This window comes from Acinetobacter chinensis, from assembly GCF_002165375.2.
Taxonomy (GTDB): Bacteria; Pseudomonadota; Gammaproteobacteria; order Pseudomonadales; family Moraxellaceae; genus Acinetobacter; species Acinetobacter chinensis.
The window spans coordinates 3,402,145-3,426,108 of sequence record NZ_CP032134.1 but is presented as its reverse complement, the minus strand read 5'-3'; the positions used below and the strand labels follow the sequence as shown (position 1 = coordinate 3,426,108).

The window sequence follows — 23,964 nt, the reverse complement described above, 5'->3', positions numbered from 1 at the left end:
AGGCAAATATGGCTGAACTTAATTCTCCCCTTGTTCTGGGCGATTTACATCTCAAAAATCGTGTCATTATGGCACCACTCACACGTAGTCGTGCGACGGATGATCGTGTTCCAACCGCAATGATGGCGGAATACTATGCACAGCGTGCCAGTGCAGGTTTAATCATTTCCGAAGCGACGGTAATCTCTGAAGAAGCCAATGGTTATTTAAATACCCCAGGGCTATTCACAGATGCGCAAGTTGACGGTTGGAAAGCTGTGACTCAAGCTGTGCATGACAAAGGCGGTTTAATCATCGCGCAATTATGGCATGTGGGGCGTGTTTCGCATCCTGATCTTCTCAATGGTGAAACGCCTGTTTCTGCAAGCGCCGTGCAACAAGCGGGTCAGGTGAGTTTACTGCGTCCAAAACGTGATTATGTTGTACCACGTCCTTTGGAAATTTCTGAAATTAAAACCATTATTGCGCAATATAAACAGGCTGCAATTCGTGCCAAAGCGGCTGGTTTTGATGGCGTTGAACTTCATGCTGCTAATGGTTATCTGATCGACCAATTCTTACAAAGTTCTACCAATCAACGTGATGATGAATATGGTGGATCGGTAGAGAATCGCACGCGTTTATTACTGGAAGTGACTGATGTGTTGATCGAGGTGTGGGGTGCAAGTCGTGTTGGCGTGCATTTAGCTCCACGTGGTGATGAACATGATATGGGTGATGCTGATCCACGTGAAACCTTTGGCTATGCTTTGGAGCAGTTAGGAAAGCGTAAGATCGCATTCTTCTTTACTCGTGAATATCTGGCTGATGATAGTATCAGTGAAGATATGAAACAGCGTTCAGGCGGTGTGCCTTATATTGCCAATATGAAGTTGAGCCGTGATGATGCGATTGCGTTACTGGCTTCAGGTAAGGCAGATGCGGTGTCTTTTGGTAAGGCATATATTGCCAATCCTGATCTGTTTGAGCGTCTGGTTCAGGATGCGCCTTTGAATGAACTGGTGTTTGAAAATATGATCGGTTCGCAGACTGCTGAAGGGTATATTGATTATCCTGCTTTGGATGCAAAAGCTGAAAGTGAATTATCAGTTTAATAGTGAAAGACGGTATTTCTAAATATCGTCTATTTATTCTAGAGCATACGTGAGTTTCAATTTATTCATGATGCACTGCCTCATTTTCCATTAAAATTCTTTATTAGTTTGTGTAGGCGATTGTCACTTTGAGGGATCAAAGTAACCAAAATCCTTTGTTGGGTACAAGGTAAGTCCCTTTACCTGTACCCAACGGCGACATCCCTGTCGCCTAACGTGATAGCACCACCTACATTGAATTGCTTCAATATTGAATGTCCCCTCTCCTTTCAGGAGAGGGGTAGGGAGAGGTTTTCTATTCAAAAACCCCTCATCCTCTTGCGGAGTTTTACTCCTCATCCCAAAGGGAGAAGGGACTTTCATTATTTTATTGAGAATAGCGCTAAATAATATTGTTCTTACTGTCCAAAAAATATATTGAGATTTTTCACAACAATTCGTTAAAGATTATTCATTAACAACTGAATACAGCTCTGTTATATTTGCCCATTAAATTGATTCTGGGGCATTCTGTTTGGCTACTCCTTTTTGGTATAACGCAGCACTGGCGATCGTCAAACCTTTGTATCGCTCGAAAATTAAAAAACGTGCGCAAAATACAGCCGAATATCAACAAGAAGCCCTTGAACGTTTTGGCCCATTTCAGCCTGCTAAAAATCTGCAAACGATATGGTTTCATTGTGTTTCAGTCGGTGAAACCAATGCAGCCCAACCCTTGATTGAGCATTATTTAAAATTGGGTCATACCGTTCTGGTGACCAATACCACCAAGACGGGTCAGGCACGTTCTAAATCATTATTCTTAAAAGCACCCTATGAAGCTTTATTTCAGGCAGTCTATTTACCTGCGGATCAAAAGTTTTTAATCGCTGATTTTTATCAAAAATATCAGCCTAAACTGTTGATTCTGGTTGAAACAGAACTGTGGCCCAACCTGATTGATCAAGCCAAAGAATTCAAAGTGCCTTGTATTTTGGTCAATGCACGTCTTTCGGAAAAATCAGCCAAAGGCTATGGCAAAGTGCCGAGTTTGACCCGCCCAATGTTGCAAAAACTGGATCGTTTATTGGCACAGGATCTGGCAACGCAACAGCGTTTTATTACTTTAGGCAGTCAGCCAGATCAAACTGAAGTTGTCGGCAGTATCAAGTTTGATATTTCAGCACCTGAGCAATTTGTACAGAAAGCTCAACAGTTACAACAGGATTGGAATTTAAGTTCCCGTAAAATTATTACCATTGCCAGTACCCATTCTCCTGAAGAAGAAAAACTACTTACTGCTTTTAAACCGTATCTGGAACAGCATTCGGATTGGTTGTTGATCGTTGTACCTCGTCATCCTGAACGCTTTGATGAAGTCTTTAATATTGCCCAAAGTTTAAATTTAAATACCCAGCGTCGCAGTTTAAACCAATCTATTCAATCAGATACTCAGGTGTATTTAGCAGACAGTATGGGTGAAATGTGGTTGTGGTATGGTTTAAGTCAGGCTTGTTTTGTCGGTGGATCGCTGAATGAACCAGGTGGTGGTCATAATATTTTAGAACCTATGGTGTTAGATGTACCAACGGTGATTGGCCCTAATTATTTTAATTTCCAAGCCATTGTCGATGAGTTTATTCAGGCAGATGCAGTTGCGGTCGGGCAGTCTGTGGATGAAGTGACACAGTTATTAGTACGTTGTTTGCAGGATCAGGCATTTGCTCAGCAGTTGAGCCAACATGCGATTGAGGTTTTAAATCGTAATAAAGGGTCTTTGCAGAAGCATATTGCGGTGATTGATACCTATCTATGAACATCGTGCTGTTAGACCCTCGTCAGACTGAATCTGAAATATGGACAATCAGTTCCAAACGACAACTTGAACATTTACAGACCCATGTCGATGTCAAAGTCGGTGATACGCTGAAAGTTGGGATTCGTGAAGGAAAACGATATTTAACTGAAATTATTGATATTTCAGAAAATTCGATTCAGATCAAACCGCAAAAAGAAGAATCAGCCCCTGAAAAATTACCAGTGACTTTGATTGTGGCTTTACCACGTCCAAAAGTTTTACGTCGTTTAATTATGGATGCGATTACCTTAGGTGTGGATAAGTTGATTCTTATCCACAGTTATCGCGTGGATAAAAGTTACTGGCAAACGCCATTCTTACAACAGCTTGACCATTTTGTGGCATTAGGCTTAGAACAGGCAGGTGACACGATTGCACCAAAAATTGAGCTATATAAACGCTTTAAACCTTTTGTTGAAGATGTATTGCCGAGCATGATCAGCACTCAATGTCCTGCTTATGTCGCACATCCTTATACAGATTTAAAAATGCCTTATGCGGTTGATCATCCATGTACAGTGATCATAGGCCCTGAGGGTGGTTTTATTCCTTATGAAATTGATTTGCTCATAAAAAACGGCTGCCAGGCGGTGAGCTTAGGCAACCGAATTTTAAGAACTGAAACCGCAATTCCCTATGTACTGGGGCGTTTATTTAGCGCGTGCTGATTCATCATCAGGTTGTTCGCCACGATAAACTTTGACTTCCTGAACAGGATAAGGAATGGAAATGTTATTTTCAGCAAAAGACTGAATTACATGTTCCTGTACCATACTGATAGATGCAGATGTCGATGTTTCAGTGGTATTGACCCACCACTGGACTTTTAAATTGACTGAGAAATCCGCAAGTGCCGCCACATTTACAGAAAAACCTGGCTGACTCAGAATAGCCTGATCTTTATCCAGTAATTTTAAAATAATATCTTTGGCTTTTTGCACATCATCTTCATAACCGATACCGACAATAAATTCACAGCGACGACGCTGGTAGGCAGTATTGACCGTCACAGCACTGGTATAAACCGTTGCGTTTGGAATCACGATACGACGACCATCAGGTGAACGCAGGAAAGTTGCACGGATCTGAATATCTTCAACCGTCCCTTCCATGCCTGAAACGATAATGTCATCACCGATTTTAAATGGTTCAGAAAGCAGAATCAGAATCCCTGAAAGTAAATTCTGGAAAATATCTTTAAATGCAAAACCGATGGCTACGGAACCGATCCCCAGGGCGCTCATCAACTGACCTGGTGTAAAACCTGGAATCGCAATCACCATTGCGATCAAGAAACCGAAGAAAATAATCGCGGAGCTACCGACTCTGTTCAGCACCAGCACCAGGTTCTGTTTAGTGTACGAGCGTTCAGACAGCGTTTTGCGAACAAAGAATTTGAACAGTTTTGAAAGCAGGATAAAAACAGTAAATACAATGAATGCAATGCAGATATAAGGCAGGCGCTCCCAGAAACCATCGACAAATTTATCAATGGTTGAATACGCCTCGTTGTATTTTGCAGTATGTTCAATGACAGTCTGTGCTGTTTTTTCGCTAGCTTCCTGAATAAGCTGCGTTGTACCCTGAGTGACTTCACTCAGGGCATTCTGTTGTTCGGCCACGTGAATTCCTTAATAATGAATCATGAAATTTTCTTATGTTTCATCAGTTATGTCTAGAATTTATTGAGCGTTGAGATTAATTCTTTTCCTGTATTTTGAACATACAGTTCTACACCAGATTCATTTAAATGATTGGAATCAAAATAAATAGGTATATCTTTGTAAAATGGAGCAGCAGCAAACATATGATTCTTTGAAAAATCAAGGAAAGTAATATTTGATTTTTTTGATAGTGCCTGAATTTCCTGATTCGCTGTCGATTGATATTCTTCAACATGTATTTCAGGGTTGAGTCCTAAAGACTTGAAATGTTGTACTCTTTTAACATTTCTTGAAAAAGTAGGTATTTGAGCCATTATAAGAATATTATGTGTGTTTTTGGTTTTGTTAATAAAATCAGATAATACAGATGAAAAATCTTTATCTTCTAAGTGCTTCGACCAAAGGGCAGAAATGATAACTGTATCATATTTAGGTAATTCTTTCTGGATAATTTTTATCTGACGCTTACATGGTTCTACTGCCCATTCTGGTAAGTTGTTTATATTAAATTTTTCAATAGGTAAGCATGAGCTTGATGAAATAACATTGAAATTATAATCTGTACTTTTAGATAAATGTTTAAAATATAAATTTAACTGCCCTGCATGTGAGTCCCCGATAACAAGTACATTTTTTTCCTTGGGACTGGTCATAACTAAACAGGATGGAAGTATCTGACTATGACAGATCATCTTTGCATCGGCATATCTTGAGAGGCTTAAAGGATTATCAGGTGTTATTTTTTTATTTATATCTTTTCCATAAGTTAGTAGTAGTAAAATAAATATAAAATTGAATAGAATAAAAGAATAAACTCGGGATTTTTTATTTTTTGAAATAGACTTCTCGATTAAGTGATAAGATAATATAGATAGAATCGCAGTTAGAATAACTGACAGGATAATATATTTCAGATCTAAATTTTTTTGTTCTGAATAATATCTAAAAAAAGCAAGTATAGGCCAATGCCATAGGTATAGTGAATATGAGATAGTACCGATATAAACTATGATTTTTTTAGAAAAATACTGATTAATAATATTTTCCTGTTTTTGCAGAAGGATAAGAGCAGTTGCGAGACACGGCAGTATACTTAAAAATCCAGGAAATTTACTTTCAGGGATTAAAAACAAACATGGAATTAATAAAAATATACCGAAGTGTGAAAGATATCTTAGATTGTAATTTTTTCTATAAATAATTGCAGCGAATGTTCCTATTAAAAATTCAGGAATTCTTGCTGTTAATGAAAAATAGATATCCGAGTGATTTTTATTGTAAAGCTCACACCATATTGTTATAAGTATAATTGTAAATATAATGATCTTTTTATTTATTTTTTCTGAAAAAGCTAGAAGAAGAAATGGTAAAATAAAGTAAAACTGCATTTCTACAGAAAGTGACCATGTATGCAACAGGGGAAGCTCATCTGAGCTTGGAGAAAAATAATTTCCAAAATCTGAAAAATAATAATTGCTATAAAATAATAATGCTGTTTTTATACTCTGATAAAAATCAATTAAATCATTGTTGGTAAAAAGTATTGTTGATACTAAACAGGTTATGCTGAGTAGAAAAATATAAGGAGGAACAATACGTAAGATTCTTTTATTATAGAAATCTAAAATACTAAAATCACTTTTCCTGTTTAATATTATTGTGGAAATAATATAACCAGAAATCACAAAAAAAATATCTACCCCTATAAAACCAGAAGGAAGCCACTCCTTATTTATATGAAAAACTATCACGGCAAGCACAGCTAGAGCACGGAGACCCTGTATATCGAGTCGTAAGGGTAGAGATGACATATAGATGTTTTGAGCTGGTTGGGTGGAAGTTGTTAATAGTAAGCGATGAGTCTATATAAGTTATAGTAAAATCAACTTAAAAATACTCAGTGCGTTTCTGTAAAACTTCAGCCGGAGTATCCAGTTCGCCTGCACCCATCATATACGAGGCTAAACTGCCCATACTGAAAAGGCTCAGTACAGTCAGCAGAATAACCAGCCAGGCGAGGATTTTTTCCCATAAAGCAGTTGTTCTGGGCATACCATAACTGTTATTTCCCCGTGTTCCTGGTGCGATCAGTAAATACAGAATAAAAAAGAACTGAATCACAGGAACAAAGAACAACAGGATGAGCCATCCGGATTTATTCAGGTCATGCAGACGGCGAACAGCAATCAATAATGAAAAATAGAGATAGCTGACCACAAGTGCCAGATATATAAACCCAGTAAAACTTAAAAGAATATCAATAATATTATGGCTGAATGCCATCGCATTCAGATTGAAAATTCCTGTAAATAAACTCAGTGCAATCACCGCCAGAAACACGCTCAGGTTCAGGAAACTTTGCCATCCGATCATGCTTAAGCGACCAAACCGTCCTGCCGCTGACAGAGGGTTGTCTTTGACAGCAGGCTGAGATTTTGAAAAAAAAGAGGATGAACGATGTGAACTCATGAGTGATTCCGGTAGCTTTTCAGTAAGAGAATGCTGGTTTGTTTTAAATCGCCTGCACTGGCTCTGTAAAAATTATAGGATGAATTTAATGAAGCAGATACCAGATGGAGACATGTTTTTGTTGAATATGTTTTAAATGGAGGATAAAACTGTATATATAATATACGACTAAAGCATGATTGAGATGATCAAAAAACAAACGTAATAGTGATCTGATGCAGGTAATAAAAGCAAGAATTTCGGCATACATCTCGTGATGAGATGAATAAAATCAAGGAAGTATAATTATGAATGAGATATATCCGGTACCCGAACAATTTGTAAAAACAGCAAGAACCAATGAACAACAGTATTTTGAACGGTATCAGAAGTCTGTAGAAAACCCAGACGAATTCTGGGCAGAAGCAGCGAAGAAACTTGACTGGATTAAACCCTTCACACAAGTGAAGAATACCAGTTATGACCCCGATCACTTCAAAATCGAGTGGTTTGCAGATGGGCAGTTAAACGTTAGTGAAAACTGTCTGGATCGTCATTTAAAAGAACACCCATTGAAACCTGCGATTATCTGGGAGGGGGATCATCCATCACGTCATAAAATAATCTCTTTTGAAGAGTTACATGATGAGGTATGTCGTTTTGCCAATGTTCTAAAGAAAAATGGTATCCGTAAAGGGGATCGAGTGGTGCTGTATATGCCGATGATTCCAGAGACTGCCATTGCCATGTTGGCATGTACACGTATAGGTGCTGTGCATTGCGTGGTCTTTGGTGGTTTTTCGCCAGATTCTTTGGCGAGTCGTATTGATGACAGTCAGGCAAAACTGGTGATCACAGCTGACCAGGGCATGCGTGGTGGTAAAACCATTCCACTCAAAGAAAATGTCGATGCAGCATTACAACTGGATGGTACATCTTCAGTTGAAAAAATGATTGTGGTACACCGTACAGGGCATCCGATCACGATGAAAGAAGGCCGTGATCTTTGGTATCACATGGAAATCATGACCGTCACTGATATTTGTCCACCTGAACCGATGAATGCGGAAGATCCACTGTTTATTCTGTATACCTCAGGTTCTACTGGAAAACCGAAAGGTGTATTGCATACCACAGGTGGCTATCTGACCTATGCAAATTCAACTTTCCGTGAAGTGTTTGATATTAAACAGAGTGATGTGTTCTGGTGTACTGCCGATGTGGGTTGGATTACGGGGCATTCCTATGTGCTCTATGGTCCATTGTCCAATGGTACGACCACAGTGATGTCGGAAGGTATTCCGCAATATCCTAGCTGGGCACGTACAGGGCATATTGTTGATAAACATAATATTACCATCCTTTACACAGCACCGACTGCGATTCGCGCCATGATGCGTGAGGGTGATGCCTACGTCCGTGAGAGCGATCGTAGCAGTTTACGTCTATTAGGTACTGTGGGTGAGCCGATCAATCCTGAGGCCTGGAACTGGTACTATACCGTCGTTGGTGAAAGTCGTTGTCCAGTTGTAGATACGTGGTGGCAGACTGAAACAGGCGGTATTTTGATTTCCCCACTACCTGGCGCTACAGCGGTTAAACCAGGTTCTGCAACACGTCCTTTATTTGGGGTACAGCCTGCTTTGGTCGATGCAGAGGGCAATGAACTTGAGGGAGAGGCTGAGGGGAATTTAATTATCAAAGATTCCTGGCCTGGACAGATGCGGACGATCTGGGGAGACCCTGAGCGTTTTATTGAAGCGTATTTCTCAACTTACCCAGGAGCGTATTTCACCGGTGATGGGGCACGCCGTGACAAAGACGGATATTACTGGATCACTGGACGCGTCGATGATGTTCTGAATGTTTCTGGGCATCGTTTAGGAACCGCTGAGATTGAAAGTGCTTTGGTGGCGCATGAAAAAGTCGCTGAGTCTGCGGTGGTCGGTATGCCACATGATATTAAAGGTCAGGGCGTTGCCGCCTATGTCACTTTACAGGCAGGTGAAGCTGAAACGGAAGAATTGCGTCAGGAACTGGTGGTGTGGGTACGTAAGGTTCTAGGTCCTGTTGCGACCCCTGATGCCATTTATTGGGCGCCATCATTGCCAAAAACCCGTTCAGGAAAAATCATGCGTCGTATTTTGCGTAAGATCGTTGCCAATGAGCTGGATAGTCTGGGAGATACCTCGACACTGGCTGATCCGAGTGTGGTGGATCAGTTGATTAAAGAAGTGCAGGCGAATAGTTGATTTGACAATTGGTTTTCACCTTTTTCTTGCGGAGTTTCACTCCTCATCCCCAGGGAGAAGGGACTTACATTATGATTTTAATAGAAGCTAAGTGATTACTTTTTAAATTGTGGAAGAATACTATTTATTGAATCACTTTTAGTTCAACAAATTGAATCGAAGGTTAAATACCGTTAGCTTCAGGCCAGCGGTATTTTTTTGTGTGGCTCAGTATTTTCAAAATAGTGCATAAGCACAGCAGGCATTCAGATAAAGCAGTTCAGGATGATCTGCTAAGCTAAAAATATTGAAAATAAGGATAGTCATATGAATGCGCCACAGGCTTTAAACCGATCTCCCCTCGAAGTTGCTCAACGACTGGCTGAGCAATTTGCGCAGACTGCGGCTGAAAGAGACAAGACGGGGGGCAATCCAAAGTATGAACGTGATCTGATTCGTCGCAGTGGTTTGCTTGGACTGTCTATTCCTAAGCAATATGGCGGGCAAGGGGCGGATTGGAAAACTATTTTCCATACCATCCGAACTATTGCACAAGTCGATAGTTCTTTGGCGCATGTCTATGGTTTTCATCATTTATTGATTGCGACAGTGCAATTATTTTCTCAACCTGAGCAATATGCAAAATGGTTTGAAGATACGGCAAAAAATAATCTGTTCTGGGGCAATACTTTAAATCCATTGGATCAACGCACCACAGCAACTCAAATCTCAGAGAATAAATATATTTTTCAAGGTGATAAAAGCTTTTGTTCAGGTTCAATTGATTCAGATATTTTACTCTGTTCGGGTTTTAATGAAGCTGGAAAATTATTGATCGGGGTGATTCCCACTGCACGTGAGGGCGTAAGTTTTTTGGGTGACTGGAACAATATGGGGCAACGCCAGACCGATAGCGGTACTAGCCATTTTGAACAGGTCAAAATTTCCAAAGATGAATTGTTACTTAATCCAGGCCCTTTAAGTACACCATATTCGAGTATACGTCCGTTGATTGCGCAACTGATTTTTGTACATTTATTTTTAGGTGTGGCTGAGGGAGCATTTGAAATTGCCAAAGAGGCTGTGCAAAGTCAGAAAGCATGGTCGAAATCTTTGGCTGAAAATGCGGTCAATGATCCATTTACCCAAAAGCATTTTGCTGAATTTTATGTGCAGCTTGAAAGTGTGCTTTTACTTGCCAATAAAGCCGTAGAAACTTTGCAGGATGCGTGGAATGTAGGTGAGGATTTAACAGCAGAACAGCGTGGACAGGTATCTGTTGCGATAGCCACTGCGAAAATTGCCGCAACCAATACGTCGCTATTTGTGACGCAAAATATTTTCCAGGTCATGGGTGCAAGAGCCACCACAGCCAAACTGAATTTAGACCGTTTCTGGCGGAATGTACGCACGCAGACTTTGCATGATCCGATTGATTATAAGTATCAGGAAGTCGGTGAATGGTTACTGACAGGAAAAGTGCCTGATCCGAGTTTTTATTCTTAAATTCAATAAAATACAGATTTTATTAATATCTGGTCAGCAGTAAAAGCTGATCGTTTATTCATAGTAAATGATGTGCGATTGGCTTGTTTGTACTTAAATATCAACCTTTAAAAATAGGACAATATTTCCTATAAAGCGCACCTTTGGCTCAAAATAACTATGCTAAATTGATTCAATATCAAATCATTGATGAATGAATAATATTGAAAGAATGAGAGAAAATTCATGAAAAAATTAGCTTATGCATTGTTGTTATTACCTGCGATGAGTATGTCGCAAGCTTGGGCAGAAGATCGTCCTGTACAGGTTGAGGAGAAAACAGTTCTGAATTATTCAACAGGCGGTTATGCCACCGTTGAAATTCAAAAACCTGTTGCGCATGTGTTTAAATCATTGACCAATGTCAATATATGGCCAGATATCAATAAAGGTGTGACGCTGCGTATTCAACCTGAAAATGTGAAGGTGCAACAAGGCATTAAGTTTAAGGAAACGATTGCAAGTCCAATTCCTGGTATCAAAAACTGGACCAATGAATGGCATGTTCTGGAATATATTCCGAATAAAAAGTTTGTGATCGCAGGTTGGGAAACTTATGCGCAAGTGCCGATTCATTCTAAAATCAGTTATGAATTTGCAGAAAAATCTCAAAATACAACCGAGTTTAAGCGAACTATTGAAGTGACTTTAGATAAGAAATTTATTGAAGGTGCGAGCAAGCAAGAAGTTGAAGCATTGTATCGTTTTGTCGGTTCACAATGGGAAATGGCGCAACATTTAAAGAATTATATCGAAACACACTGATTGGCTGAAAACTTTAGAAAGCCTCATTGAAATAATATGGGGCTTTTTGCTTTTAGCATGCTTATGCCTCAAACACGTTACGGATGACGTTATCGCGTATCCACTTTTTATTGAGGTGCGATCTAAGATTTGATGTTATTGCGGAACATCAGTTAATAATATCTTTTAATTTTATGATGACCTCTTAACGGGAAATGTTAAGAGGACTTATTTTATGTGGTTATTCAACTGGCATTTTTAGAGTTATGTCGATTTTAATGCAATGAATGAAATACCTCATAAGCAGCTTTGATGCGTTCAGGATTCGGTATTTTTTTGTTCATCAACATCACTAAACCAAATTTTTCTTCAGGAATATAAATGATATAAGACCCAAAACCATTGGTAGAACCTGTTTTATGGAAGACCTTTGAGCCAGTCTCAACCGTTGTTTTCTCAACAGGGTTTGATTGCATAACAACACGCTCAGAGTTGCTTTCCTGTAAGGTCTGCAATGTCGCTGGATAAGTAAATTTTTCCCATCCGAGTGCTTGAGTCATGTCTCCAATTTTATAATAACCTGTATGTGTAGCCTTGATCGCAGGTTTGATCGTTGCTCTGGCAAGCTCAGGATCTATGTTTAAATTGATAAAATGCAACAGATCCGCCAGGTTCGATTTCACGCCATAGGCTTGAGTATCAAAAGCCCCCGCAGTCACACGTATCGGCTGATTCTTTTGATTATAACCAAAGGCATAATTTTTCTGTTGTTGTTTAGGTACCTGAATATAGGTATGTTTGAGATCGAGTTGCGGATAGATGACCTGCTCGGATAAGGTTTTAAAAGACATCTTCATCGCTTTCGCCGTCAACTCACCGAACAGCCCTATACTTGGATTGGAATATTGACGGTATTTTCCAATCGGATTTTTAATGTGCCAGTTTTGAAAATATTGAATAATTTCGGCATCCGTCTGTATTTGATCAGGAAACTGTAAAGGAAGATTGCCACTGGTGTAGGTTGCCAATTCCAGCAGTGTCACTTGATTGATTTCTGAGTTTTTGAGTGCAGGCAGATATTGCGCAGGGTAATCCTGAGGAGACATTTTTCCAAGATTTTGCGCATACGTTCCCGCAATTGCAGTAAATATTTTACTGACTGAACCTAATTCAAAAAGTGTATTTTTATTCACCTTTTTATGGTCTGCAATGGACTGTAAACCTGAATATTGTTCGTAACTTTTTCCCTTATAGATCACGCCGATTGCCATACCTGCGACATCATATTTTTTCATCAGGGGCTGAAATGACTGGTTTATCGCTTTTTCAACCTTGAGCTGATCTGAAGATATTCCTGCTTGGCTGGTATTTGCAGTGGTGATGCTTGTACAACTGATAAAAAAGCAGAAAATAGCGGTGCTTTTATTGAAAAACAACATACAGGAACATCTTCCATTCGAGACAAACTGTCTGAATAGCATGTTGATTGACGATTTGAAAGAAAAAAATCCCTCAGACCGAGTTCTGAGGGAAATATACCGTTGCCGTGGTTATAATGATTATTCAGTTCATGAGAACCCTGCTTGAAAAGCTTCTTTAAGCAGACCTGACCTGCACAAACGATTGCTGTTGTGCTTCCAGTTCACGAACCAATGGCAACACCTTTTCCCCAAAATATTCGACTTCTTCAATAAAATGTAAGAAACCTGAAAGGACTAAATCCACACCGACATTTTTTAATTCAACAATTCGTTCAGCAATTTGTTGTGGTGTCCCGATCAAATTGGTTTTAAAACCATCGTTATATTGAACCAAATCTTCAAAAGTAGATTTTGCCCAGTTACCTTCGCCTTCTTTAGAGGCTGCACCTGCTTCACGGGTGGCATCACCGAAGGCATTGACGGCTTCAACATTGGCTTTGGCAATGATTTCCTGCAGTACCGCTTGTGCTTCTTCTTCAGTGTCACGGGCGATAATAAAAGCATTCACGCCGATTTTTACGCTGTGACCATTCACTTTGGCTTTTTCCCGAATATCATCAATCTGCTTTTTCAGTTCAGCAGGGGTGTTGCCATTGGTAAAGTACCAGTCAGAAACACGGGAAGCCATGTCGCGCGCAGCGCGTGAACTTCCACCCTGGAACACTTCAATATGTGGTTTTTGCACAGGTTTTGGCTTTAAGGTGTAGTCTTTAAACTGGTAATATTTACCATCAAAGCTATAGTTATCCGTTGTCCAGATGCCTTTTAAGGTACGGATAAATTCTTCAGAACGTACATAGCGTTCATCATGTTCAGGCCAAGGCTCACCAATGGCATCAAACTCGCCACGGAACCAGCCACTCACTACATTGATCGCCACACGACCATTAGTTAAATAATCAATGGTTGCCAATTGCTTTGCTGCAAGCGCGGGTTTCCAGGGGCCAGGCAGAATGGCAGCAATGACTTTTAATTTTTCAGTTTTTGCTAAAAGTGCATGACTGAAGCTTACCGATTCATGTTGATTTTCCGCACCATAACCAGCAGTAAAACGGATCTGTGTCAGCGCATATTCAAAACCACTTTTTTCAGCGGCTTGCGCCAAACGAACATTGTAGTCATAGCTCCAGTCGGTACGTTGCTCAATATTACTCACAACTAAGCCACCGCTGACATTGGGAACCCAGTAGGCAAACTTTATGGCTTGTTGTTGAGCTGTATTATTGAATTGATTTTGTGACATGTGATGACCCTCTATTCTTATTATCTATTTACGAGGTTGCACTTAGGCAACCTGTGATTTTGGTGTTTTGGATTTGGCATGTAGACGCGATTCGGCAGCATCCAGGTCTGGAATCGCAGCCGATGGCAGTACTTCATCCTGCTCAATCTGTTTGTTAATGCCTAAGTTTTGATTGGCTTGTTCCGTTTTTGATTTCACCACTTCAGCACGCTGACCTTTGGCAGGTGCCCACTCTAAAATCGGCAAGGCACGTGCAACAGCTAAAGTAATACGATCACGTAAAAACTCGCTGTGAATGGTGTATTCAGGGGTAAAATCACGATCTGTCGCATAGACACCAATCGGTAAAGTCTGCGCCTGGAAGAAGCTGAATAATGGACGTAACTGATGCTCAAGCACTAAAGCATGACGGTCTGAACCACCTGATGCGGCCAATAATACAGGCACATCAACGAGTGCAGTTTGCTCAACAAAATCAAAGAAGTGTTTGAACAGACCGGTGAATGATGCACGGTACACTGGTGTGCCCACGATTAAAGCATCTGCTGCTTCTACGGCAGCTAAATCATCCTGAACACGTTGTGGAAGCTGATTACGGTAAATTGCACCACCTAACAAGTGTCCAATTTCACTGAATTTAATGAAATGCACATTGATTGGTGTTGCTTCGCCTAATTCATCTAAAATGGCTTGAACAAGCGCTTCGGTTTTTGATGGATTATTTAAACCGCCAGATACAGCGACAATATTGAGTGGTTTTTGTTGAGTATAAAAAGACATTTTTGCAACCTGATAAATCAAATCTCGGAATGCCTTTCATTAATCTACATCAGGGGACATGGGTAAAATAAGGAAAAACAGTAAACTTATCTGTTTTGAAGATATGTTATTTTTCAAGTAAAAATGGAAATATAAGTTTATGAAAAATAAACTTATATTGCATAAGAATAAGCTTTTCATACAGAGCACTGAAATTTATATAAAAAACTGATGAAGATGTCATATTTTCAGGAATGCTATTGTTTTGTGCAAATTCCTTAAAATAAATGTGGTTTTGGCTAAAAAAAAGTCAGTCTTTGCATATCCTTAACAGCATATGTGTGGTTAGAATAGGAAACACTGTGCAAAAAGATCTCTTACGTCGCTTATGAACATATTAATCGTTGATGATCATCCGTTGTTTCGTCATGCTTTGATTCAGGCCGTTCGCTACAGCTTACCTCAGGCTCAGATTCATGAGACGGCGGCAGTAAATGAATTTTATGAACGGCTTGAAAATGGTCCAGAGCCTGATCTGGTTCTGCTGGATCTGAATCTGCCAGGCGCGTCAGGTTTTTCAGCACTGGTTCATGTCCGTGCACAGTATCCTGCACTTCCCATTATTGTCGTTTCTGCACATGAAGAAGCATCCATTATGCAACGGGCTATTGCGCATGGGGCAATGGGTTATATTCCAAAATCTGCTCATCCAAGTCATATTGGCGAAGCAATCCGTCAGGTGCTCGAAGGTGAGATCTGGTTACCGCCAAATCTTCAGGCAAACTCTGGATTTGACCCTCGTGCAGCAGATGAAACGGAGCTGGCAGAACGGATTCAGTCTTTAACACCGCAGCAGTTCCGTGTACTGATGATGGTTGCTGAAGGTCTGCTCAATAAACAGATTGCTTATGAGCTGGATGTGTCAGAAGCAACCATTAAGGCTCATGTCACCGCGATTTTCCGTAAACTGGGTGTACAGAACCGGACTCAGGCAGTGCTTGCAATTAACGCTCTGAATATTGAAGATAAAAAAATGTAAGCGATGGCTTTATATGAAAAAAAGACCTCAGTTGAGGTCTTTTTTATTGCAGTCAGTTTTATGCAATGCAGTTCTGTCTGGAAATCAGATCAGGACAGCCCAGTGGATTGAGCGCACATTTCAGGTCTTCAATCTGTTCCTGACTGACATAATTCTGTGCTTTCAGATAGTCTGCAACACGGTCATCACGCAGGCTCAGGAAAGCCGCATCATATACACCCAGGTCAACAAACAGAGCTGCGGTTTCAAGGCTGTTGAAACGGTCGAGGAAGACCTCATTGCCATACATCAGGAAAATATGGTCATGTTCTGCTTCAGCATTTACATTCAGATGTGCAGCCAGTGTTTCAGGTGAGGTTTTGATAAACAGCAGGTCTGAAAGTTCATCAAACTGGGTCATATCAAGCGCATTTTCACCTGTTTTGACTTTGGCGAGCCATGCTTTGAACACCAGTACCGCACCACCACGTAACAGCATGCTCCATAACTGATGACGGGTTTCTTCATTCAGGTCATGACTTTCATGCTGCAGGACAGTCAGCAGTTTTTCTTCCTGCTCTGCCAGGCGGTCAAACAGTCCCAGTCCCTTAGGTGTATAGGCTGCCGGAGCAAAGACATCAAAGTCCAGCTGTTCAAAAACCTGAAGTGCAAGCGGAACCGCGCTTTGATACAGGGTCTGTAAAGCCTGAATGTGAGTTCCGTTCAGTTTGCTGTGACTGAATAGCTGCTGCCAGTCGATTTCTGGCAGTAATGCATTGACACCGTACTGACGGTGGAACTGTAAGCTTTGATTTTCCCCATGCGGAACAGTTTCTGAAATATTCATCTGATCACTCCTTAAAAATAGCGGTTGATCAGCTTTATGGTCAGAATTTTTCAGGACACGTATAAAACACAAAACTGATCGTTTGTTGTGCTTATTTATGAATTATCTGATTTGCAAGGTGAATACGACTAAAGTTCAGAGCAGGAAAATCGTATATATAAAATGGATAAAAATCATAAATTTAATCAATTGTAACCAAGTGTACACATGTTCACTTAATATTCTGGTGGATTTTGCCATAGAAAAATGAGGACTGAAATTTATGGTCAGTTCAAACCATTTTCACAGGCATGATTCTGATATGTTTTGCATTTTATGAAAAATAAAAAGCCAGTCCTGTGCAGAACTGGCTTTGATTGTCTGACAAAAGCCCGATTCAGCTGAATCATCGGGCAGCATCTGAAGGATCAGTTTTCTGATATTTTCAGACCTGAAAGCCATGAACGTAATGAAGCCGGTTTCAGCGGTTTTTTCAGCAGTACGATATTCAGCTCTTTCAGACGCTGTGGCAGTTCTGGATCTGAATCTGCGGTAATCAGTGCAACAGGGACATTGTCCTGACGGTTGTCCAGAATAAAATCCAGTCCAATTTTATCGTGATTCAGGTGCTGATCGACCAGCCAGACCTGTATATTTTCCTGCTGAATCAGTTTTATTGCCTGTTCAGGTTCTGTGGCTTTAAACACCTGATAACCCCATTTACTGAGCAGGGTACTCATGCCTTCAAGAATAGTTTCGTCATTGTCCAGGCACAGTACTTTGTAGGCACGGGTTTTCAGCGGGATCGCCTGTACAGGTGTGGACACTACTTTTGGAGCAGCAACCACAGGCACTTCGATCATAAAGCATGAACCTTTGCCCAGTTCAGAGTAGACATGAACCGGATAATCCAGCAGGCTGGTCATGCGCTGTACAATGGCAAGTCCAAGTCCAAGCCCCTGTTCGCCCCATGGAGAGGTATGTCCACAGCGTTCAAATTCCTGAAACAGCTTGATCCGCTGTTCTTCGGCAATACCTGGACCTGTGTCCCAGACCCCGATCCTGATATGTCCTGGACGTGCAGTGGAGCGCAGAACGCCAACCACAACCCGACCCCGTGCGGTATAACGCAGGGCATTGCTGACAAAATTCTGAATAATCCGGCGGATCCACTGAGGATCTGTATCAATCCAGAACTGAGCATCATGAACTTTCAGCTGAATGGAGCGTTGAGCAGCAATGGACTTGAACTGCAGTTCCAGGTCACTCAACAGGTCGTGTAATGGATAAGCCTGACGTTTAGGCTGAATGGTGCCACCTTCAAGACGGGCAATATCAAGCAGGGCAGAGAGCATACTTTCTGCACCATGCAGGGCACGGTCCAGCTGTTGCAGTGTTTTTCGATCTTCATCGGACTGAATACTCTGTTCCAGTGCGGTACTGAACAGGCGGGCTGCATGCATCGGCTGTAATAAATCGTGACTGGCTGCGGCAATAAACCGGCTTTTGGACATGTTGGCTTTATCAGCCTGTTCACGTGCCAGCTGCTGTTCAGCCAGTGCATTTGCCAGCTGCTGGGTACGGTCAGAAACCCGGGCTTCAAGTACGGCTTCATTTTCACGGAAAGCGGTAATGTCGGCAAATGTGGTTACAAAACCACCGCCTTCAATTGGGTTACCCCTCATCTGAATGACACGACCATCCTTACGGATCCGCTCGAACTCATGCGCACTGCCGACTTTCATCCAGTGCATACGCTTCCGGACATGTTCTTCGACAGAGCCTGGACCACATTCGCCACGTTCTGCGTTATATCGGATCAGATCTGAAATCGGGCAGCCGACATACACAAGGTCTTTAGGATAATCGAACAGTTTTAAATACTGGTTGTTCCATGCGACCAGGCACATATTTTCATCCACCACACTGACCCCCTGAGTCATGTGGTCAATCATGGTCATGATCAGATTCTGGTTGAAGCGCTGCCATTGTGATGCCTGATCGAGGATATTGGCAACCTGTCCCAGAGCAAGTCCGTTGTTGACCATAGCAGTGGTCAGCAGTGTCCGTGCAGATGCTGCACCAATGGTGCCTGCCAGGTACTGTTCGGTAAAACGCCACCACATGCCGTTGGCACTGCTGTTTTCATTCAGTACGACATTGTTCAGGGTACAGAACTGACGGAATGCATGAGTGGTTGGTCCCTCACCGGTAATCCGTTTGGCAAGTGCAATCAGATCCCCGACTTTGAGTTTGGCAACATCATGGTGTAAATAGTTGATCTCTGTGCTGGTGTTCTGTGCAGGCAGGGGTTTGGTTTCATAATAGAAGAAACTTTCAGCCTGAATCTGTTCTGCAATCCCAGGACGGAAGATTCTGGAAATCCAGATATATAAAATAATATTCAGACCGAGTGACCAGATCACACCATGTGTCAGTGGTGCAAAGGATTCAAATCCAAACAGAGCTTCAGGACGTAACCAGTTCAGACCAAATGGCCCCAGATTCAGGAAATGTGAACTGAAGTCAACGAACTGAGCGGGCAGACTCTGCAGAATGGTCGGCAGGAGCAGGGTATAAGCCCACATGACAAAACCCACAATCAGCCCGGCATATACACCCTGTTTACTGCCCCCGCGCCAGTACAGCCCTCCGATCAGGGCAGGTGAAAACTGAGCAACCGCACTGAATGCCAGCAAGCCAAAAACAGACAGTTTGTCGATATCATTAAAGAAATGGAAAAACAGAAAGCCCAGCAGCATGACGGCAAGAATACAGACCCGACGGGTGAACTTCAGTACCAGTGGGAGTCGTTTGTCATGGCGTGACAGCACACCGATTTTCCACAATGCAGGCATGATCAGGTCATTACTGAGCATGATGGACAGTGCGACTGAAGACACCAGCAACATGCCTGTGGAAGCGGAGAATCCACCCAGAAACGCCAGCAGGGTTAACCAGTCCTGACCATAGCTGACGGGTAAGGACAGCACGGCAACATCGGGAATCGCCAGGTATTCGGGTGCAGCATGCAGTGCCCAGCTGGCAATTGGAATAATGGCAAGCGTGGTCAGAATCAGATAAACGGCAAACCATCTGCGGGCACCACGGATATGTTTTTCATCGCGCAGTTCAACGACAGCAACGTGAAACTGGCGTGGCAGACAGATAATTGCCAGTGCTGCAAGCAGTGTCTGTATCCAGAACGTTTCAGGCACGCCCAGCAACTGAACTTCTTTGAATGTATGGGCAACATCGGATGAAATCTGGTGAATATTTTCAGGTGCATCAAACATAAAGAACAGTGCAACACAGAGCAGTGCAAAGAGTTTTACAAAAGACTCAAAAGCAACAGCCAGCATCAGACCGCCGTGCTGTTCAGTGTTTGCAATCTGCCGTGTTCCAAACATCATGGCCAGAATTGCCAGTACAGCTGTCAACAGAAGCACGCCATTGGTGGTCTGGGCAATATTGGTGTTCTGATCCAGGATGACGGCTGCACTGAGTGCAATGGCACGCAGCTGTAAAGCCAGATAAGGAATAATGGCAATAACAGCAAGAATGGTCACCAGGGATGCCAGTGGACCACTTTTTCCGTAGCGCGCTGCAACAAAATCGGCAATGGAGGAAATTGCATGGTGCTGACGGACACGTCCAAGCCGTCGCCAGATGTCATAACCTAAAGCGACAAACAGCAAGGGCCCCAGGTAGATGGGCAGGAAAATAATTCCCTCACGGACCGCAGCGCCTGTTGCACCATAAAAAGTCCAGGATGAACAGTAGACCCCCAGGGTCAGACTGAACAGCAGCATACGACCACGGGTGCTGAGTCGGCTTGCGTGCTTTTCACCAAAAAAAGCACAGATAAAAAGTAATGCGATATAGAGGGCAAGTACCCCCATGATGAGCCAGCTGTTCATAGTGTCTGAAGTTCCACAACCATGGGGCTATGATACCTCATGATGAACTTCATCAGCCTGAATTGCTCAAAATTTAACGACCAAAGTCTAAATTACAAGAACCCCCTAAGATTGTTACTTTTAGGTGCGAAATAATTCGAATTAAAAATTTGTGCCCACGGCTGGGTGCGTACAGGAGCATTGTTATGGATGAAGTACACGTAGATCGTATTCTACAGAATCCAAAATTTAAGGAAATGGTCAGCAGAAAAAGTCGATTAAGCTGGACACTGACAGCAATTATGCTGATTGTCTATGTTGGCTTCATGCTTTTAGTTGGCTATAACAAAGAGTTTTTAATGAGTTCGGTAAGTGGTGGCGTCACCACGTGGGGTATGCCGCTCGGTCTGGGCATTATTGTTCTTTCTTTCATACTCTGTGGCGTGTATTCGTATATCGCGAACAACAAGCTGGATGCCTTGAATGAAGAGGCAATGAAAGAAGTGGAAGCTATTGCTCAGAATAAAGGACAGTAATTTTATGAAATGGAATTCTATTAAATCGAAAGCACTTGCTGCTTCGACGCTGCTGATGTCAGGCATGGCAATGGCAGGTCCAGACCTGGGTGCTGCTGAACAGCAGTCAACCAACTGGCATGCAATCATCATGTTTGCTATTTTCGTGGGTCTGACCCTGTTCATTACTAAATGGGCAGCAAGACAGACGACCAGCACACAGGATTTCTATACCGCAGGTGGTGGTATTTCTGGTTTCCAGAACGGTCTGGCAATTGCCGGTGACTATATGTCAGCAGCATCTTTCCTGGGTATTTCCGCAATGGTGTTCAGTTCAGGCTTTGATGGTCTGCTGTACTCTCTGGGCTTCATGGTTGGCTGGCCAATCGTACTGTTCCTGGTTGCTGAACGTCTTCGTAACTTAGGTAAATATAACCTGTCTGACGTGGTTTCATTCCGTCTGGCTGAAAAACCTGTCCGTACACTGGCAGCTGTAAGCTCGCTGGTTGTTGTAGCATTCTATCTGATCGCTCAGATGGTAGGTGCAGGTCAGTTAATCAAATTACTGTTCGGTCTGAACTATAACATCGCAGTTGTGATCGTTGGCTTACTGATGATGGCTTATGTAATCTTCGGTGGTATGCTGGCGACAACATGGGTACAGATCATTAAAGCAGTTATGCTGCTGTCCGGTGCAACGTTCATGGCGTTCATGGTAATGAAGGCTGTAGGTTTCAGCTTCACTAACATGTTTGAACAGTCAATTGCGATTTATAGTCAGGTACATGACATCAGCCTGTCTGATGCAACCAAGATCATGGGTCCTGGCAGCCTTGCGTCCAACCCGATTGATGCGATTTCTTTAGGTCTTGCATTGATGTTCGGTACAGCGGGTCTTCCACACATCCTGATGCGTTTCTTCACTGTAAAAGATGCAAAAGAAGCTCGTAAATCTGTAGTGGTTGCAACTGGTTTCATTGGTTACTTCTATCTTCTTACTTTCATCATTGGTTTCGGTGCGATCCTGTTTGTTTCAAACAACCCACAGTTCATTGATGTTGCAAAAATGGCGGTAACTGGCAAGCTTGAGCTTGTTGGTGGTAACAACATGGCTGCGGTTCACCTGTCTGATGCAGTGGGCGGCGACCTGTTCATGGGCTTCATTTCAGCAGTAGCATTTGCAACAATCCTTGCGGTTGTAGCGGGTCTGACACTGTCTGGTGCTTCAGCAATCTCTCATGACCTGTATGCAAACGTATTCAAGAAAGGTCAGACGACTCCTGAATCTGAACTGCGCATGTCTAAAATTGCGACTCTTGGTCTTGCGATCTTTGCAATGATCCTGGGTATCATTTTCGAGAAACAGAACGTTGCGTTCATGGTTGGTTTAGCATTCTCTGTAGCAGCTTGTGCAAACTTCCCAGTACTTGTTCTGTCTATGTTCTGGAAAGGCTTAACAACACGTGGTGCTGTAATTGGTGGTGTGGTTGGTCTGGTAACAGCTGTAACATTGATCATTCTGTCTAAAGCAGTATGGGTGGATACATTCAAAATTGCTGAAACACCAATCAACCCATACAATGGTCCAGCTATCTTCGCTATGCCACTTGCATTCTTCTGCTGCTGGTTGTTCTCTGTAACTGACAGCTCTGCTCGTGCAGAAGCAGAACGCAAAGCGTTTGATGCACAGTTTGTACGTTCACAGACTGGTATCGGTATCTCTGGCGCATCAGATCACTGATCCCGCCCGATAAAAAAAGCCCCATTCGGGGCTTTTTTTATGGATGAACCACCGTGTTAAACGTATATAAAAATTCGGCAGATATACAAAATCATTAAAGAATAACACTTCAATTGTGTTAATTTTCAGCAAGTAAAATAACAATCAGCCCTCAGGACAATAACATGCAGGCTTTTGTAGATTTCTGGCGGGTATTCCGCGGTTTACCATCAGCATGGCTGTTGCTTATACAGATTCTGCTTTTATTTTTATCATTACTGACGTATGACAGTCTTTCATTCAGAGCACTGACCTGGGCACTTGGTGTACTGGTGCTGCTGCTGATTGCGAAAGTCATTCGTCAGACCCCTGTATTTACTTTCCTGGGGCTCAGTTTTGTCGGTGGGGCGGTGATCTTTTCCATCCCCATCCTGTTTGGTGTGAAAAATATTACGGTTCAGGTAGTGGCACACGTCTTTGAAGCGGCGGCTTACTTCGTGGCTGCCTATGGCTTGCTGCGTTATATGTTTGCGGATCGTTATCTGACCCGTGATGAGCTGTTTGCAGCGGGTGCAGTCTTTACTTTACTCGCCTGGGGATTTGCATTTCTGTACAGCATCTGCCAGCTGCTGATACCTGGCAGTTTTCAGAATCCGAATGTTTCAGGTTTACAGTCCTGGCTGGATTTACTGTTTCTGAGCTTCAGCCTGCAGTCGGCGACGGGTCTGTCAGATCTGATACCGATGAGCCCTCTGGCACGGGTTCTTGCCATGCTTCAGATGTTCACTGGTGTGATGTATCTGGCACTGATTGTTTCGCGCCTGATTGCCCTGCAGTACATTGCACATCTGCCTGAACGCCCTAAGCCGGATGAGCGTTCACGTGACTGAGCACTTCTATGCTGCAGAATCACTAAGATAATAATGTTACAGGAATGAAA

The 23,964-nt window shown here is 42.3% G+C and carries 18 protein-coding genes; 10 read left to right on the top strand and 8 right to left on the bottom strand.

What is annotated here, in order from left to right; genetic code table 11:
* Positions 1 to 8 precede the first annotated feature (8 nt).
* The 3 genes from CDG60_RS17280 (at position 9) to CDG60_RS17265 (ending at position 3,599) form a co-directional block, all read left to right on the top strand.
* Positions 9 to 1,094, top strand: coding sequence for an alkene reductase (locus CDG60_RS17280; RefSeq protein WP_087512195.1), 1,086 nt, complete (start codon positions 9 to 11; stop codon positions 1,092 to 1,094).
* 514 nt (positions 1,095 to 1,608) lie between these two features.
* A complete protein-coding gene (locus tag CDG60_RS17270; RefSeq protein WP_087512038.1) occupies positions 1,609 to 2,889 on the top strand; it encodes a 3-deoxy-D-manno-octulosonic acid transferase in 1,281 nt (426 codons plus the stop codon).
* Positions 2,886 to 3,599 (top strand): 16S rRNA (uracil(1498)-N(3))-methyltransferase, encoded by a 714-nt coding sequence (locus CDG60_RS17265; protein ID WP_087512039.1) that lies wholly within the window; start codon positions 2,886 to 2,888, stop codon positions 3,597 to 3,599. The genes CDG60_RS17270 and CDG60_RS17265 overlap by 4 nt, the downstream gene beginning before the upstream one ends.
* Here CDG60_RS17265 and CDG60_RS17260 read toward each other — a convergent pair.
* The 3 genes from CDG60_RS17260 to CDG60_RS17250 form a co-directional block, all read right to left on the bottom strand.
* Complete coding sequence (locus CDG60_RS17260; protein ID WP_087512040.1) at positions 3,582 to 4,553, bottom strand: mechanosensitive ion channel family protein; 972 nt, start codon at positions 4,551 to 4,553, stop codon at positions 3,582 to 3,584. The two genes, CDG60_RS17265 and CDG60_RS17260, sit on opposite strands and share 18 nt — an antisense overlap.
* Before the next feature lie 53 nt (positions 4,554 to 4,606).
* Positions 4,607 to 6,406, bottom strand: coding sequence for an acyltransferase family protein (locus CDG60_RS17255; protein WP_087512041.1), 1,800 nt, complete (start codon positions 6,404 to 6,406; stop codon positions 4,607 to 4,609).
* Positions 6,407 to 6,482: 76 nt separating this feature from the next.
* A complete protein-coding gene (locus tag CDG60_RS17250; RefSeq protein ID WP_087512042.1) occupies positions 6,483 to 7,064 on the bottom strand; it encodes a DUF805 domain-containing protein in 582 nt (193 codons plus the stop codon).
* A 287-nt stretch (positions 7,065 to 7,351) separates the two neighbouring features.
* Here CDG60_RS17250 and acs point away from each other — a divergent pair, with 287 nt between their 5' ends.
* The 3 genes from acs to CDG60_RS17235 all read left to right on the top strand — a co-directional run bounded on the left by acs (position 7,352) and on the right by CDG60_RS17235 (position 11,584).
* Positions 7,352 to 9,295 carry an acetate--CoA ligase gene (gene acs, locus CDG60_RS17245; RefSeq protein WP_087512043.1) on the top strand — a complete coding sequence of 648 codons (1,944 nt, stop codon included), beginning with the start codon at positions 7,352 to 7,354 and terminating at the stop codon, positions 9,293 to 9,295.
* A 306-nt stretch (positions 9,296 to 9,601) separates the two neighbouring features.
* Positions 9,602 to 10,780 (top strand): acyl-CoA dehydrogenase family protein, encoded by a 1,179-nt coding sequence (locus CDG60_RS17240; RefSeq protein WP_087512044.1) that lies wholly within the window; start codon positions 9,602 to 9,604, stop codon positions 10,778 to 10,780.
* A 225-nt stretch (positions 10,781 to 11,005) separates the two neighbouring features.
* Positions 11,006 to 11,584 (top strand): SRPBCC family protein, encoded by a 579-nt coding sequence (locus tag CDG60_RS17235; RefSeq protein WP_087512045.1) that lies wholly within the window; start codon positions 11,006 to 11,008, stop codon positions 11,582 to 11,584.
* A 254-nt stretch (positions 11,585 to 11,838) separates the two neighbouring features.
* Here the strand turns inward: CDG60_RS17235 and ampC are convergent, their stop codons facing one another.
* From ampC to msuE, 3 genes are all read right to left on the bottom strand, one after another.
* Entirely contained in the window at positions 11,839 to 12,999 is a 1,161-nt protein-coding gene (gene ampC, locus CDG60_RS17230) for a class C beta-lactamase (RefSeq protein WP_406565319.1), read from the bottom strand.
* Between the two features lie 160 nt (positions 13,000 to 13,159).
* Positions 13,160 to 14,287 carry a dimethylsulfone monooxygenase SfnG gene (gene sfnG / locus CDG60_RS17225; protein ID WP_087512047.1) on the bottom strand — a complete coding sequence of 376 codons (1,128 nt, stop codon included), beginning with the start codon at positions 14,285 to 14,287 and terminating at the stop codon, positions 13,160 to 13,162.
* A gap of 42 nt (positions 14,288 to 14,329) precedes the next feature.
* On the bottom strand, positions 14,330 to 15,067 hold the full coding sequence (gene msuE, locus CDG60_RS17220; RefSeq protein ID WP_087512048.1) for an FMN reductase: 738 nt from the start codon (positions 15,065 to 15,067) through the stop codon (positions 14,330 to 14,332).
* Positions 15,068 to 15,434: 367 nt separating this feature from the next.
* On the opposite strand from msuE, the gene emaR reads away from it, so the two are divergent.
* Entirely contained in the window at positions 15,435 to 16,085 is a 651-nt protein-coding gene (gene emaR / locus CDG60_RS17215; protein WP_087512049.1) for a two-component system response regulator EmaR, read from the top strand.
* 58 nt (positions 16,086 to 16,143) lie between these two features.
* Here the strand turns inward: emaR and CDG60_RS17210 are convergent, their stop codons facing one another.
* Both CDG60_RS17210 and emaS read right to left on the bottom strand, forming a co-directional pair.
* Positions 16,144 to 16,911 carry a hypothetical protein gene (locus CDG60_RS17210; RefSeq protein WP_087512050.1) on the bottom strand — a complete coding sequence of 256 codons (768 nt, stop codon included), beginning with the start codon at positions 16,909 to 16,911 and terminating at the stop codon, positions 16,144 to 16,146.
* 407 nt (positions 16,912 to 17,318) lie between these two features.
* Positions 17,319 to 20,810 (bottom strand): two-component system sensor kinase EmaS, encoded by a 3,492-nt coding sequence (emaS, locus tag CDG60_RS17205; protein WP_087512051.1) that lies wholly within the window; start codon positions 20,808 to 20,810, stop codon positions 17,319 to 17,321.
* A 185-nt stretch (positions 20,811 to 20,995) separates the two neighbouring features.
* On the opposite strand from emaS, the gene CDG60_RS17200 reads away from it, so the two are divergent.
* The 3 genes from CDG60_RS17200 to CDG60_RS17190 all read left to right on the top strand — a co-directional run bounded on the left by CDG60_RS17200 (position 20,996) and on the right by CDG60_RS17190 (position 23,914).
* Positions 20,996 to 21,325 carry a DUF485 domain-containing protein gene (locus tag CDG60_RS17200; RefSeq protein ID WP_087512052.1) on the top strand — a complete coding sequence of 110 codons (330 nt, stop codon included), beginning with the start codon at positions 20,996 to 20,998 and terminating at the stop codon, positions 21,323 to 21,325.
* Positions 21,326 to 21,329: 4 nt separating this feature from the next.
* Positions 21,330 to 23,045, top strand: a complete 1,716-nt coding sequence (locus tag CDG60_RS17195) for a cation acetate symporter (protein WP_087512053.1) — start codon at positions 21,330 to 21,332, stop codon at positions 23,043 to 23,045.
* 164 nt (positions 23,046 to 23,209) lie between these two features.
* Entirely contained in the window at positions 23,210 to 23,914 is a 705-nt protein-coding gene (locus tag CDG60_RS17190) for an ion channel (protein WP_087512054.1), read from the top strand.
* Positions 23,915 to 23,964: the final 50 nt, after the last annotated feature.

Coding starts and splice junctions, on each gene's coding strand:
- CDG60_RS17210 (WP_087512050.1), bottom strand. CDS start 16,911: ATGAATATTTCAGAAACTGTTCCGCATGGGGAAAATCAAAGCTTACAG.
- CDG60_RS17240 (WP_087512044.1), top strand. CDS start 9,602: ATGAATGCGCCACAGGCTTTAAACCGATCTCCCCTCGAAGTTGCTCAA.
- CDG60_RS17200 (WP_087512052.1), top strand. CDS start 20,996: ATGGATGAAGTACACGTAGATCGTATTCTACAGAATCCAAAATTTAAG.
- CDG60_RS17195 (WP_087512053.1), top strand. CDS start 21,330: ATGAAATGGAATTCTATTAAATCGAAAGCACTTGCTGCTTCGACGCTG.
- CDG60_RS17255 (WP_087512041.1), bottom strand. CDS start 6,406: ATGTCATCTCTACCCTTACGACTCGATATACAGGGTCTCCGTGCTCTA.
- CDG60_RS17250 (WP_087512042.1), bottom strand. CDS start 7,064: ATGAGTTCACATCGTTCATCCTCTTTTTTTTCAAAATCTCAGCCTGCT.
- sfnG (WP_087512047.1), bottom strand. CDS start 14,287: ATGTCACAAAATCAATTCAATAATACAGCTCAACAACAAGCCATAAAG.
- emaR (WP_087512049.1), top strand. CDS start 15,435: ATGAACATATTAATCGTTGATGATCATCCGTTGTTTCGTCATGCTTTG.
- CDG60_RS17235 (WP_087512045.1), top strand. CDS start 11,006: ATGAAAAAATTAGCTTATGCATTGTTGTTATTACCTGCGATGAGTATG.
- CDG60_RS17280 (WP_087512195.1), top strand. CDS start 9: ATGGCTGAACTTAATTCTCCCCTTGTTCTGGGCGATTTACATCTCAAA.
- emaS (WP_087512051.1), bottom strand. CDS start 20,810: ATGAACAGCTGGCTCATCATGGGGGTACTTGCCCTCTATATCGCATTA.
- CDG60_RS17190 (WP_087512054.1), top strand. CDS start 23,210: ATGCAGGCTTTTGTAGATTTCTGGCGGGTATTCCGCGGTTTACCATCA.
- CDG60_RS17265 (WP_087512039.1), top strand. CDS start 2,886: ATGAACATCGTGCTGTTAGACCCTCGTCAGACTGAATCTGAAATATGG.
- msuE (WP_087512048.1), bottom strand. CDS start 15,067: ATGTCTTTTTATACTCAACAAAAACCACTCAATATTGTCGCTGTATCT.
- acs (WP_087512043.1), top strand. CDS start 7,352: ATGAATGAGATATATCCGGTACCCGAACAATTTGTAAAAACAGCAAGA.